General features: G+C 69.8%; 12 protein-coding genes. 8 read left to right on the top strand and 4 right to left on the bottom strand.

Annotated features, from left to right (window positions below):
• Both GA0115233_RS41380 and GA0115233_RS37950 read right to left on the bottom strand, forming a co-directional pair.
• Nucleotides 1–1,381, bottom strand: a 1,381-nt coding sequence (locus GA0115233_RS41380; protein WP_255310492.1) for an SCO5717 family growth-regulating ATPase, incomplete at its 3' end; no start/stop codon positions are given.
• A 398-nt stretch (nt 1,382–1,779) separates the two neighbouring features.
• On the bottom strand, nt 1,780–2,073 hold the full coding sequence (locus GA0115233_RS37950) for a DUF397 domain-containing protein (RefSeq protein WP_093725061.1): 294 nt from the start codon (nt 2,071–2,073) through the stop codon (nt 1,780–1,782).
• A 296-nt stretch (nt 2,074–2,369) separates the two neighbouring features.
• Here GA0115233_RS37950 and rpsO point away from each other — a divergent pair, with 296 nt between their 5' ends.
• The 5 genes from rpsO to GA0115233_RS37925 all read left to right on the top strand — a co-directional run bounded on the left by rpsO (nt 2,370) and on the right by GA0115233_RS37925 (nt 7,812).
• The gene (rpsO, locus tag GA0115233_RS37945) at nt 2,370–2,657 is read left to right on the top strand and encodes a 30S ribosomal protein S15 (protein ID WP_030619140.1); all 288 of its coding nucleotides are present in this window, start codon (nt 2,370–2,372) and stop codon (nt 2,655–2,657) included.
• Nucleotides 2,658–2,985: 328 nt separating this feature from the next.
• Nucleotides 2,986–5,205 carry a polyribonucleotide nucleotidyltransferase gene (locus tag GA0115233_RS37940; protein WP_093725059.1) on the top strand — a complete coding sequence of 740 codons (2,220 nt, stop codon included), beginning with the start codon at nt 2,986–2,988 and terminating at the stop codon, nt 5,203–5,205.
• Nucleotides 5,202–6,581: a M16 family metallopeptidase gene (locus GA0115233_RS37935; protein ID WP_093725057.1), complete on the top strand. Its 1,380-nt coding sequence runs from the start codon at nt 5,202–5,204 to the stop codon at nt 6,579–6,581. The genes GA0115233_RS37940 and GA0115233_RS37935 overlap by 4 nt, the downstream gene beginning before the upstream one ends.
• Nucleotides 6,582–6,616: 35 nt before the next feature.
• Nucleotides 6,617–7,369, top strand: coding sequence for a 4-hydroxy-tetrahydrodipicolinate reductase (gene dapB / locus GA0115233_RS37930; protein WP_093725055.1), 753 nt, complete (start codon nt 6,617–6,619; stop codon nt 7,367–7,369).
• Nucleotides 7,369–7,812: a hypothetical protein gene (locus tag GA0115233_RS37925; protein WP_093725053.1), complete on the top strand. Its 444-nt coding sequence runs from the start codon at nt 7,369–7,371 to the stop codon at nt 7,810–7,812. The genes dapB and GA0115233_RS37925 overlap by 1 nt, the downstream gene beginning before the upstream one ends.
• Nucleotides 7,813–7,879: 67 nt before the next feature.
• Here GA0115233_RS37925 and GA0115233_RS37920 read toward each other — a convergent pair whose 3' ends face one another.
• Both GA0115233_RS37920 and GA0115233_RS37915 read right to left on the bottom strand, forming a co-directional pair.
• Entirely contained in the window at nt 7,880–8,440 is a 561-nt protein-coding gene (locus tag GA0115233_RS37920) for a PH domain-containing protein (RefSeq protein ID WP_093725051.1), read from the bottom strand.
• 101 nt (nt 8,441–8,541) lie between these two features.
• The gene (locus GA0115233_RS37915) at nt 8,542–8,781 is read right to left on the bottom strand and encodes a hypothetical protein (protein WP_093725049.1); all 240 of its coding nucleotides are present in this window, start codon (nt 8,779–8,781) and stop codon (nt 8,542–8,544) included.
• A gap of 134 nt (nt 8,782–8,915) precedes the next feature.
• Here GA0115233_RS37915 and thyX point away from each other — a divergent pair, with 134 nt between their 5' ends.
• The 3 genes from thyX (at nt 8,916) to GA0115233_RS37900 (ending at nt 12,615) form a co-directional block, all read left to right on the top strand.
• Nucleotides 8,916–9,650 (top strand): FAD-dependent thymidylate synthase, encoded by a 735-nt coding sequence (gene thyX / locus GA0115233_RS37910; protein WP_093725047.1) that lies wholly within the window; start codon nt 8,916–8,918, stop codon nt 9,648–9,650.
• 223 nt (nt 9,651–9,873) lie between these two features.
• Nucleotides 9,874–10,773 carry a 4-hydroxy-tetrahydrodipicolinate synthase gene (gene dapA / locus GA0115233_RS37905; protein WP_093725045.1) on the top strand — a complete coding sequence of 300 codons (900 nt, stop codon included), beginning with the start codon at nt 9,874–9,876 and terminating at the stop codon, nt 10,771–10,773.
• Between the two features lie 156 nt (nt 10,774–10,929).
• Nucleotides 10,930–12,615 carry a ribonuclease J gene (locus tag GA0115233_RS37900; RefSeq protein ID WP_093725043.1) on the top strand — a complete coding sequence of 562 codons (1,686 nt, stop codon included), beginning with the start codon at nt 10,930–10,932 and terminating at the stop codon, nt 12,613–12,615.
• Nucleotides 12,616–12,792: the final 177 nt, after the last annotated feature.

Below are 12,792 nucleotides of genomic sequence, written 5' to 3'. Positions count from 1 at the left end.
CGTGCGGCTCTGCCGGAGGTGTCGGCTGCGCGGGCCACTGCGGTGCCGCGGTCGGGGCCGCGGGCTGGTACGACGGCGGCAGCGGCGGCACCGCGGCGGGCGGGGTCGGTGGGGGAGTCCAGGCGGGCGGCGCGTCCTGCGGAGTAGCCGGGGCAGCGTCCTGGACCACGTCATCCTGGGGCTCGGCGGCCTCTGCGGGTACGGCGTCCTGCGGTACCGCGTCCTGGGGCTCGGCGACATCGGAAGGTACGGCGTCCTGCGGCTCCGACGCAGCGGCCTCGGTGTCCTGAGGCACAGCGTCCTGAGGCTCGGCCTCTGTCGGCTCGGCCTCCGTCTGCTCGGCGTCGGCAGGCACCGCGTCCTGCGGCTCGGCCTGCGCGGGCTCCGCCTCGGCGGGTACGGCGTCCTCCGGCTCGGACTCAGCAGCCTCGGAGCCCTCCGGCTCGGCGTCCACGGTCCCAGCGATCACGGGCTCGGCATCGGCGGCCGCCTCGCCCTCTGCCGTACCGGCGTCCACAGGCTCGGCAGCGGCGTCCGTCCCGGCGTCCGCGGCCTCCGCGTCCACCTGACCGGCGTCCACCGGCTCCGCTTCCGCCGCCACGGCGTCTGCCGCCCCCGCATCCACCGCCTCGGTGTTCACCGCCTCGGCCTCCGAAGCCTCCGCGTCACCCGCCCCGGCGTCAGCCTCCTCGCCCTGTACGGCCTCCGCGTCGGCCTCAGCCGCCTCTTCCAACGGCGCCGCGTCGACCTCGGCCGCCTCCTGCAGCGGCGCTGCGTCAACCTCGGCCGTCTCCTCCACCGGCGCCGCCTCCGCCGTACCGCCGACCACAGCGTCGCCGTCCTCCGGCGCCCCCGCGTCAACAGCCTCGGCCTCGGCCGACCGCTCCTCGATCTCCCGCTTCAGGGCGACCGCCGAGAAGCGCATCGTCGCGCCGCTCTCCAGGTCGCCCTTGTCGCTCTCGTTGGAGGGGGCCTGCTGGGCCACGGGCGGCTGAGGGGGCGTCTGCGGTTCGAAGCCGCTGCCCACCGGCAGCCTGGGCACGGCGACAGGCCCCGGAGGCGCCGGCGGAGGCGGCGTGAAGGGCGCCCCCGGCGCCGGCGCGGGTGCCGCGTGCGGAACCGGCGGCGTCAGACCGGGCAGCGGGGGCAGCGCCGTAGGAGAGGGTGAGACCGGACCGGGCGCGGGGGTGGCCGAGGACGTACCGGAAGCGCCCTCGTCCCGCTGAGCCCCGGCGGAGTCGCTCGCGTTCTGCGTGTACCAGGCAGGCGGCGCGTAGTCGATGGTGAACTCGCCCGTGACCTCGCTCGATGACTCCGCGTCGGGCTGGTCATCGCCGGGTGTGGCCCAGCCCCCGCGGATCCCGTCCCGATCGCTGCTCACAGTTCCTCCTGGTGTGGTCGAGCACCCCCACGCCGTGCCGGGGCGACCATTGCTCGTCTTCCGAAGTCGTTCGAGGTCGTCCGTTTCCGTCGGCTCTCCCCCTGGCGTCGACGCCCCGTTCCACGGGCCTGGCGTCGAGCACGGACCCAGCCTAATCACCACAGGCATCGGCCCGGCAGGCCCGTCCACCTCGGATCAACGGCCCACTGCGTCACAGCCTGCCCCGAAGTGACGTACACAGCCGCCCTATTGGTGAACAAACCGGGTAGCACCCGTGAACAATCCGGAACGAAAGCGAAGCAAGCGATCAAGAGCACCGCGAAGCGCCCACCGCGAACCACCCGTCGCGGCAACCACGTTGACGGCGGCCGTGCCCACACCGCACGGCCGCCGCTCCTTCACTCCGCCTCCACGCCCCCGTTGCCCGGCGTCGGCTCCAGGTCGAACTCCCCGTCCCGCGCGCCCAGTACGAAGGCCCGCCACTCCGCCTCGGTGTAACGCAGCACGGTCTCCGGGTCCAGGGACGAGCGCATCGCCACCGCGCCCCCGGGCAGCCGCGCGATCTCGACCCGCTCCTCGTGCTCCTCGGTGCCCGGCGCGCTCTCCCACTCAACGCCCGAGATGTCGAGGGCGTACAGTTCGTCGCGCTCGCGCTCCTTGCGCGCCTTGATCTGCTCTTCCGTCTCCGCCATGTCCAGCGACCCCTTCCAGACGTCCGACGTACGGGCCATCCCGACGTACGAATGATCGGCGCGCTCACCCTAGTGGCCCACACCACGCGAACAGGGCGGTTCCGGAACCGGTGCGAGGGCGCCCACCTCCGGCTGGTACCCTGAGTGACGGCCGTTTGTGTACGCACCCCCGGAGCCCCGAGAGGAACGCTCTGGAGGCCGCGCTCAGCGGATCCCCGCCTTCCGAGTCATGGAAGCTCCCCCGAGAAGCAGACCGGGGGCACTCGGTGGCCACTCACAGAGTATGAGGAGTACGCGTGTCGCTCGACGCCGCTACGAAGAAGCAGATCATCGCCGAGTTCGGTACCAAGGAGGGTGACACCGGCTCCCCCGAGGTCCAGGTCGCTCTGCTGTCCCGTCGGATCTCCGACCTGACCGAGCACCTCAAGACCCACAAGCACGACCACCACTCCCGCCGTGGTCTGCTGATCCTGGTCGGTCAGCGCCGCCGGCTGCTGCAGTACCTGGCCAAGAAGGACATCCAGCGCTTCCGTACGCTGGTCGACCGCCTCGGCATCCGCCGCGGTGCGGCCGGCGCCAAGTAAGACGCCACGAAGGGAGCGGTTCCCGTTCACAGGGGGCCGCTCCCTTTGCTGTACGTGCGGAGTGTCACAGACGCTTTGTAGTGTGGTAGCACAACGCAATACGTACGACACAGCGTGACAGGACCTGCCCGTCCGGGTAAGGCGACATCACGACTACGAACGAGGAGAAGCGCACCTACGCCGCCGCCGGTCCTCGGTAGTGGCCCCCGGGGGGAAGCGAGCCCCGGGTGCTTCGATCGAAGACCGGCCCGCACCGCACGGCGCGCTTCTCCGCAAACGTCCCCCTGCCACACGGGCTGCGCGGGACGAAGACGAGGAGAAAACGCTAGTGGAGAACGAGACCCACTACGCCGAGGCCGTCATCGACAATGGCGCCTTCGGCACCCGTACCATCCGCTTCGAGACGGGCCGCCTGGCCAAGCAGGCCGCCGGCTCCGCCGTGGCGTACCTGGACGACGACACCATGGTGCTGTCGGCCACCACCGCATCCAAGAACCCCAAGGACCAGCTCGACTTCTTCCCCCTCACGGTGGACGTCGAGGAGCGGATGTACGCCGCCGGCAAGATCCCGGGTTCCTTCTTCCGCCGCGAGGGCCGGCCCTCCGAGGACGCGATCCTCACCTGCCGCCTGATCGACCGCCCGCTGCGCCCGTCCTTCAAGAAGGGCCTGCGCAACGAGATCCAGGTCGTCGCCACGATCATGGCCCTCAACCCCGACCACCTGTACGACGTCGTGGCGATCAACGCCGCCTCCGCGTCCACGCAGCTGGCCGGTCTGCCCTTCTCCGGCCCGATCGGCGGCGTCCGCGTCGCACTGATCCGCGGCCAGTGGGTGGCGTTCCCGACGCACACCGAGCTTGAGGACGCCGTCTTCGACATGGTCGTCGCGGGCCGCACCCTGGAGGACGGCGACGTCGCGATCATGATGGTCGAGGCCGAGGCCACCGAGAAGACCATCCAGCTGGTCAAGGGCGGCGCCGAGGCGCCGACCGAGGAGGTCGTCGCCGCCGGTCTGGACGCCGCGAAGCCCTTCATCAAGGTGCTCTGCAAGGCCCAGGCCGACCTCGCCGCGAAGGCCGCCAAGCCGACCGCCGAGTTCCCGATCTTCCTCGACTACCAGGACGACGTCCTGGAGGCGCTCACCGCCGCCGTCAAGCCGGAGCTGGCCTCCGCGCTGACCATCGCGGGCAAGCAGGAGCGCGAGGCCGAGCTGGACCGCGTCAAGGCGCTCGCCGCCGAGAAGCTCCTGCCGGAGTTCGAGGGCCGCGAGAAGGAGATCTCCGCCGCGTACCGCTCGCTGACCAAGTCCCTGGTCCGTGAGCGCGTCATCAAGGAGAAGAAGCGCATCGACGGCCGCGGTGTCACCGACATCCGCACCCTGGCCGCCGAGGTCGAGGCCATCCCGCGCGTGCACGGCTCGGCGCTGTTCGAGCGTGGCGAGACCCAGATCCTGGGCGTCACCACCCTCAACATGCTCCGCATGGAGCAGCAGCTGGACACCCTGTCGCCGGTGACCCGCAAGCGCTACATGCACAACTACAACTTCCCGCCGTACTCCACCGGCGAGACCGGCCGCGTCGGCTCCCCGAAGCGCCGCGAGATCGGCCACGGCGCCCTCGCCGAGCGCGCCCTGATCCCGGTCCTGCCGTCGCGCGAGGAGTTCCCCTACGCGATCCGCCAGGTCTCCGAGGCCCTCGGCTCCAACGGCTCCACGTCGATGGGTTCGGTCTGCGCCTCCACCATGTCGCTGCTGAACGCCGGTGTGCCGCTGAAGGCCCCGGTCGCCGGTATCGCCATGGGCCTGATCTCCCAGGAGATCGAGGGCGAGACGCACTACGTCACCCTCACCGACATCCTCGGTGCGGAGGACGCCTTCGGTGACATGGACTTCAAGGTCGCCGGTACCAAGGAGTTCGTGACCGCCCTCCAGCTCGACACCAAGCTGGACGGCATCCCGGCCTCCGTCCTGGCCGCGGCCCTCAAGCAGGCCCGTGACGCCCGCCTCCACATCCTCGACGTGATGATGGAAGCGATCGACACGCCGGACGAGATGTCCCCGAACGCCCCGCGGATCATCACCGTGAAGATCCCGGTGGACAAGATCGGTGAGGTCATCGGCCCCAAGGGCAAGATGATCAACCAGATCCAGGAGGACACCGGCGCCGAGATCACCATCGAGGACGACGGCACCATCTACATCGGCGCCGCCGACGGCCCGTCCGCCGAGGCCGCCCGTACGACCATCAACGGCATCGCCAACCCGACGATGCCCGAGGTCGGCGAGCGCTACCTGGGCACGGTCGTGAAGACGACGACGTTCGGCGCCTTCGTCTCCCTGCTGCCCGGCAAGGACGGTCTGCTGCACATCTCGCAGATCCGCAAGCTGGCCGGCGGCAAGCGCGTGGAGAACGTCGAGGACGTGCTCGGCGTGGGCCAGAAGGTCCAGGTCGAGATCGCCGAGATCGACTCCCGCGGCAAGCTCTCCCTCGTTCCGGTCATCGAGGGCGAGGAAGCTGACGCTGACAAGAAGGACGACGCCGACAAGTGACGTCGAGTAGCTCCAAGGCGACGGCCCGCACCTCTTCGGAGGCGCGGGCCGTCGCCCGTACCCAAACCCTGATCAAGGGCACCAACGGCATCGGCACGGTCCGCAAGACCACCCTCCCGGGCGGCCTGCGCATCGTCACCGAGACGCTGCCCTCGGTCCGCTCGGCGACCTTCGGCATATGGGCCCACGTCGGCTCCCGTGACGAGACGCCGTCCCTGAACGGCGCCACGCACTATCTGGAGCACCTGCTCTTCAAGGGCACCGCCCGGCGCAGCGCACTGGACATCTCCGCCGCGATCGACGCGGTCGGCGGCGAGATGAACGCGTTCACGGCCAAGGAGTACACGTGCTACTACGCACGCGTGCTCGACACCGACCTGCCGCTCGCCATCGACGTGGTCTGCGACATGCTGACCGGCTCCCTCATCCTCGAAGAGGACGTCAACGTCGAGCGCGGCGCGATCCTCGAAGAGATCGCGATGACCGAGGACGACCCGGGCGACTGCGTGCACGACCTGTTCGCGCACACGATGTTCGGCGACAACCCCCTCGGCCGGCCCGTCCTCGGCACGGTCGACACGGTCAACGCCCTGACCGCCGACCGCATCCGCCGCTTCTACAAGAAGCACTACGACCCGACCCACCTGGTCGTGGCCGCCGCGGGCAACATCGACCACAACAAGGTCGTACGGCAGGTCCGCGCCGCCTTCGAGAAGGCCGGCGCCCTGCAGAACCTCGAAGCCGCCCCCATCGCCCCGCGCGACGGGCACCGCAGGCTGCGCACCGCCGGGCGCGTGGAGCTGATCGGCCGCAAGACCGAGCAGGCCCATGTCGTCCTCGGCATGCCGGGCCTCGCCCGGACCGACGAGCGCCGCTGGGCCCTCGGCGTGCTCAACACCGCCCTGGGCGGCGGCATGTCCTCCCGCCTGTTCCAGGAGGTCCGCGAGAAGCGCGGCCTGGCCTACAGCGTGTACTCGTACACCTCCGGCTTCGCCGACTGCGGTCTGTTCGGCGTCTACGCCGGCTGCCGGCCCTCGCAGGTCCACGACGTGCTGAAGATCTGCCGCGACGAACTCGACCACGTCGCCGAGCACGGTCTGTCCGACGAGGAGATCGGCCGCGCCGTCGGCCAGCTCCAGGGCTCCACGGTCCTGGGCCTGGAGGACACCGGGGCGCTGATGAACCGTATCGGCAAGAGCGAACTGTGCTGGGGCGAGCAGATGTCCGTCGACGACATGCTGGCCCGGATAGCCTCGGTCACGCCGGACGACGTCCGCTCGGTGGCCCGCGACATCCTCGGGCACCGGCCCTCGCTGTCGGTCATCGGCCCGCTGAAGGACAAGCAGGCGTCCCGTCTGCACGAAGCGGTCGCGTAAGCCTCTCCCGAGCCCTCCCGAAGGAAACGAAGAAGATGAGCAAGCTGCGTGTGGCGGTCCTCGGTGCCAGGGGCCGCATCGGCTCCGAGGCGGTACGGGCCGTGGAGGCCGCCGAGGACATGGAGCTGGTCGCCGCCCTGAGCCGGGGCGACAAGCTCCAGACCCTGGCCGAGACCGGCGCCCAGGTCGCCGTCGAACTGACCACGCCCGACTCGGTGATGGCCAACCTTGAGTACTGCGTGGGCCACGGCATCCACGCGGTCGTCGGTACGACGGGCTGGACCGACGAGCGCCTCGCGCAGCTGACGGGATGGCTCGCCGACTCCCCGCAGACCGGTGTGCTCATCGCGCCGAACTTCTCCATCGGGGCCGTGCTCAACATGAAGTTCGCGCAGATCGCCGCGCCCTACTTCGAGTCGGTCGAGGTGGTCGAGCTGCACCACCCGAAGAAGGTCGACGCCCCCTCCGGCACCGCCACCCGCACCGCCCAGCTCATCGCCGAGGCCCGGCGCGAGGCGGGCACGGCACCGGCGCCGGACGCCACCGAGACCGCCCTGGACGGGGCGCGCGGCGCGGACGTCGACGGCGTCCCCGTCCACTCGGTGCGCCTGCGCGGTCTGCTGGCCCACCAGGAGGTCCTGCTGGGCGGCGAGGGCGAGACCCTCACCATCCGCCACGACTCCCTGCACCACAGCAGCTTCATGCCGGGCATCCTGCTCGGCGCCCGCCGCGTGGTGACCACCCCGGGGCTGACCTTCGGCCTGGAACACTTCCTGGACCTGGGCTGATGCGCGCGAAGCTGTCCTACGCCCTCACGGCCGCCGTCCTGGTCGTCTACTTCGTCCTGGTCGGCAGCCGCGGTGTCATGCTCATCGGGACCGGCGAACCGATCGCCGTCGCGTTCGGTGTCTCGGTGCTCATCCTGCCGGTCATCGGCGTGTGGTTCCTGTGGAAGAACACCCAGTTCGTCCGCAAGGCCAACGCCCTCGCCGCGGAACTCGACGCCGAGGGCGGCCTGCCCGTCGACGAGCTGAAGCGCACCCCGAGCGGCCGGATCGACCGTGACTCCGCCGACGAGGTCTTCGCCCGCCGCAAGGCCGAGACCGAGGACGCGCCGGACGACTGGCGCAGCTGGTTCCGGCTCGCCGTCGCCTACCACGACGCCCGCGACACCCCGCGGGCCCGCAAGGCGATGCAGCGCGCGATCAGCCTGCGCGAGACGGCACGCTGAGCCGTCCACGGCATACGAGAAGGGCCCGGTCCGCGTCGGCGGACCGGGCCCTTCTCGTATGCGCGTCTCAGCCCTGCCCGCGCCCGTTCTCCGCACCCCACGCCTCGACGGTGTCCGCGGCCCGGTCGAACGCCTCGAAACGGCCCAGGAAGTCCGCGTTGTGCGTGGTCAGCAGCGGCGGCAGCTCGTCCGAGGACCGGTCGGCGCGCACCAGGACCAGCGCCTGACCCTGCACGGTGCGCGGGAGACCGAGCCAGCGCACCGGCTGCTGCACCGTACGCACTGCCACGACCTGTCCCCAGGGCGCCGTACGCGTGACGAAGAAGCCCACGTGGCGCAGTCCTTGGGCACTGACCCACACGCCCATGCGCAGCAGCCGCAGCGCGGCGGCGATCACGACGAGCGCGAGGCCGAAGACCGTGCCGCCCTGGCCGAGGGTGCCGGTCAGCGCGATGATGACCGCCGCGAAGAGCACGTAGGAGGCGAGCAGCAGCAGAAGGGCCGCCGCGCCCACGCGCCAGGGACCGGGACGGTAGGGGCGCCGCCAGGAGTCACGGTCGTCGAAGGGCAGCGCGACATCGTCGGTTGCCTCGAAGGCGCGGTCGGCCGTCAGGAAGGGCAGGGGCACGGCTGGTCCTCACTCGATCCAGGCTGGGCTGTGCCCGGTGAGGCTATCGAGCGGGGTGCGTGCTCACCACCCTCGGGGGTCCGGAAGAGTCAACGACGGGCTCAACGCCCTTCCGAGGCCTGCGAATGCTGCGTCTGCTGCGGGGCCTGGTCCTGGGAGAGCGCGGGCATCCCGAACACGAGCGACCCCACCAGCGCCGCCACCATGGTCACCCCCAGCAGACACCGCCCGGCTATCTGTCCGGCGGTCGCCCGCTCTCGCGGCGGGGGAGTGACATTGCTGCGGAACCGGTCCGCTTCGGCAAGGAAGGCAAACGGGACGGGTTCGCGCCGACCGAACATCAGGGGCACTTCTCCCTTCGGGTACGGAACGGATGTTTGTCATCCATAGAGACGAGCGAACCGCCGCAAAGGTGCCCTGTCCTGCGTGGGTAAAGTGACGACGCATACGACCAGACGGGAAGGCCCCTCACACCGTGACCCCCGACGAAGACTTCAAGATCGAGTTCCGTGGCGATGTCAGCGTGGAGCTGGTGAAACACAGCGCCGCCGACTCCGACGTGCTGTTCGCGGCCCGCGTGTCCACGATCGGGGAGCAGTCCCTGGACGAGCTCCAGAAGGACCCCGAGCGCTCCAAGGGACTCATCAACTACCTGATGCGGGACCGGCACGGCAGCCCGTTCGAGCACAACTCGATGACCTTCTTCATCAGCGCCCCGATCTTCGTGTTCCGCGAGTTCATGCGGCACCGCGTCGGCTGGTCGTACAACGAGGAATCGGGTCGCTACCGGGAGCTCCAGCCGGTCTTCTACGTCCCCGGCGCCGACCGCAAGCTGGTCCAGGAGGGCCGCCCCGGCAAGTACCGCTTCGTCGAGGGCACCCCCGAACAGCACAAGCTGGTCAGCGACTCGATGGAGGAGTCGTACCGTCAGGCGTACCGCACCTACCAGGAGATGCTCGCCGCGGGCGTCGCCCGCGAGGTCGCCCGCGCGGTCCTGCCCGTCGGCCTGTTCTCCACGATGTACGCCACCTGCAACGCCCGCTCGCTGATGCACTTCCTCGGATTGCGCACCCAGCACGAGCTGGCGAAGGTGCCCTCCTTCCCGCAGCGGGAGATCGAGATGGTCGGCGAGAAGATGGAGGCGGAGTGGGCCAGGCTCATGCCGCTCACCTACGCCGCCTTCAATGCGAACGGACGTGTGGCGCCGTAACGCACCCGCGTTCCCCGGCTGGGCACACATGTGCGCATCAGCCGCACGAAGTGTCCGTATTGCGGCATTTAGAGAAGTTCATCTAGCCTGATCAAACGGACCCGGCACTGCTTGAACCCCCGAGCAGGCAGTGCCGGGCTCCACCTTTGTCGTGACTTTTCCAGAACCCCTGGGGCAGACCACGGTGCAGACCACGGCTTGAGCAGCGAGTAGCGTGTAACCCATGGCTCCGACCTCCACTCCGCAGACCCCCTTCGGGCGGGTCCTCACCGCTATGGTCACGCCCTTCACGGCGGACGGCGCACTCGACCTCGACGGCGCGCAGCGGCTCGCCACGCACCTGGTGGACGCAGGCAACGACGGCCTGATCATCAACGGCACCACCGGCGAGTCCCCCACCACCAGCGACGCGGAGAAATCGGATCTCGTACGAGCGGTACTGGAGGCCGTCGGCGACCGCGCCCACGTCGTCGCCGGCGTCGGCACCAACGACACCCACCACAGCCTCCAGCTCGCCCGCCAGGCCGAGCAGACCGGCGCCCACGGCCTCCTCGTCGTCACGCCGTACTACAACAAGCCCCCGCAGGAGGGCCTGTACCAGCACTTCAAGGCCATCGCCGACGCCACCGGGCTGCCGGTCATGCTCTACGACATCCCCGGCCGCAGCGGCGTCCCGATCAACACCGAGACCCTGGTCCGGCTCGCCGAGCACCCGCGCATCGTCGCCAACAAGGACGCCAAGGGCGACCTCGGCCGCGCCAGCTGGGCCATCGCCCGCTCCGGCCTCGCCTGGTATTCCGGCGACGACATGCTCAACCTGCCCCTGCTCTCCGTGGGCGCGGTCGGCTTCGTCTCCGTCGTCGGCCACGTCGTCACCCCCGAGCTGCGCGCCCTGGTCGACGCGTACACCAGCGGTGACGTCCAGAAGGCGACCGAGATCCACCAGAAGCTGCTCCCCGTCTACACGGGCATGTTCCGCACCCAGGGCGTCATGACCACCAAGGCCGCCCTGACCCTCCAGGGACTGCCCGCGGGACCGCTGCGCGCCCCCATGGTCGAGTGCTCACCCGAAGAGATCGAGCAGCTCAAGATCGATCTTGCCGCGGGCGGGGTACAGCTCTGACAACAGACTTCGCGCGGCCGGGTCCGCGCACCGACTTCACAACTGAATAAGCAGGCCACCGGTGCCTGCGCCCCACAACGACAACTGCTTCTGCACGAACGTCACGCGCGCCACGTGCCCTACCGGTACGTGGCGCGTGTGGTTGAGGAGAGTCTTTTGAGTCATCCGCATCCCGAACTCGGCCCGCCCCCGCCGCTCCCCGAAGGCGGCCTGCGGGTCACCCCGCTCGGCGGCCTCGGTGAAATCGGCCGGAACATGACGGTCTTCGAGTACGGCGGCCGCCTGCTGATCGTCGACTGCGGAGTGCTCTTCCCGGAGGAGGAGCAGCCCGGAATCGACCTGATCCTGCCGGACTTCTCGTCCATCCGGGACCGCCTCGACGACATCGAGGGCATCGTCCTCACCCACGGTCACGAGGACCACATCGGCGGCGTCCCCTTCCTGCTCCGCGAGAAGCCCGACATCCCGCTGATCGGTTCCAAGCTGACCCTCGCCCTCATCGAGGCCAAGCTCCAGGAGCACCGCATCCGCCCGTACACCCTGGAGGTGTCCGAGGGGAACCGCGAGCGCATCGGCCCGTTCGACTGCGAGTTCGTCGCGGTCAACCACTCCATCCCGGACGCCCTGGCCGTCGCCATCCGCACCCCCGCGGGCATGGCGGTGCACACCGGCGACTTCAAGATGGACCAGCTCCCGCTGGACAGCCGCCTCACCGACCTGCACGCGTTCGCACGCCTGAGCGAGGAGGGCATCGACCTCCTGCTCAGCGACTCCACGAACGCCGAGGTCCCCGGCTTCACCCCGCACGAGCGGGACATCTCCAACGTCCTGCGGCAGGTCTTCGCCGGCGCCCGCAAGCGGATCATCGTGGCCAGCTTCGCCAGCCATGTCCACCGCATCCAGCAGATTCTGGACGCCGCCCACGAGTACGGACGCCGGGTCGCCTTCGTCGGCCGCTCGATGGTCCGGAACATGGGCATCGCCCGCGACCTGGGCTATCTGAAGGTCCCCCCGGGCCTGGTGGTCGACGTCAAGACCCTCGACGACCTCCCGGACCACGAGGTCGTGCTGGTCTGTACGGGCTCCCAGGGCGAACCGATGGCGGCCCTGTCCCGCATGGCCAACCGGGACCACCAGATCCGCATCGTCGAGGGCGACACGGTGATCCTGGCGTCCTCCCTGATCCCCGGCAACGAGAACGCGGTCTACCGCGTGATCAACGGCCTGACCCGGTGGGGCGCCAACGTCGTCCACAAGGGCAACGCCAAGGTCCACGTCTCGGGCCACGCCTCCGCGGGCGAGCTGCTGTACTTCTACAACATCTGCCGCCCCAAGAACCTGATGCCGGTCCACGGCGAATGGCGCCACCTGCGCGCCAATGCCGAGCTGGGCGCCATGACCGGCGTCCCGCACGACCGCATCGTCATCGCCGAGGACGGCGTCGTCGTCGACCTCGTCGAGGGCAAGGCCAAGATCTCCGGCAAGGTCCAGGCGGGTTACGTCTACGTCGACGGCCTCTCGGTCGGCGACGTCGGCGAGCCGGCACTGAAGGACCGGAAGATCCTCGGCGACGAGGGCATCATCTCGGTCTTCGTGGTCGTGGACTCCTCCACCGGCAAGATCACCGGCGGCCCGCACATCCAGGCCCGCGGCTCCGGCATCGAGGACTCCGCCTTCGCGGACGTCATCCCGAAGATCACGGAGACCCTGGAGCGGTCCGCCCAGGACGGAGTAGTCGAGCCCCACCAGCTCCAGCAGCTGGTCCGGCGCACCCTCGGCAAGTGGGTCTCCGACACCTATCGCCGCAGGCCGATGATCCTGCCTGTGGTGGTGGAGGTCTGACGGACCGTCGTCACCCGTCCGAGTGAAACCGGAGCGGGGCTCCTCGATTTGCATCGGGGCGCCCCGCTCCAGTACGTTTACGGCTCCACCTCAACGGGCACCCGGCCGCTTCATGCGCCGGAACGAGTCCCCTCAGGGGGTGGGAAATCCGGCTCAGAACTTCTGATAAAGTCGGGT

The sequence above is a fragment of the Streptomyces sp. DI166 genome, assembly GCF_900091315.1.
GTDB lineage: Bacteria > Actinomycetota > Actinomycetes > Streptomycetales > Streptomycetaceae > Streptomyces > Streptomyces fuscus.
Note: the sequence above shows the minus strand (reverse complement) of the source record. Positions and strands in the feature narration are given on the sequence as shown.

Excerpts from the sequence above, each read along its gene's own strand:
- GA0115233_RS37950 (WP_093725061.1), bottom strand. The coding sequence starts at position 2,073 with ATGGCGGAGACGGAAGAGCAGATCAAGGCGCGCAAGGAGCGCGAGCGC.
- dapB (WP_093725055.1), top strand. The coding sequence starts at position 6,617 with ATGAGCAAGCTGCGTGTGGCGGTCCTCGGTGCCAGGGGCCGCATCGGC.
- GA0115233_RS37925 (WP_093725053.1), top strand. The coding sequence starts at position 7,369 with ATGCGCGCGAAGCTGTCCTACGCCCTCACGGCCGCCGTCCTGGTCGTC.
- GA0115233_RS37915 (WP_093725049.1), bottom strand. The coding sequence starts at position 8,781 with ATGTTCGGTCGGCGCGAACCCGTCCCGTTTGCCTTCCTTGCCGAAGCG.
- dapA (WP_093725045.1), top strand. The coding sequence starts at position 9,874 with ATGGCTCCGACCTCCACTCCGCAGACCCCCTTCGGGCGGGTCCTCACC.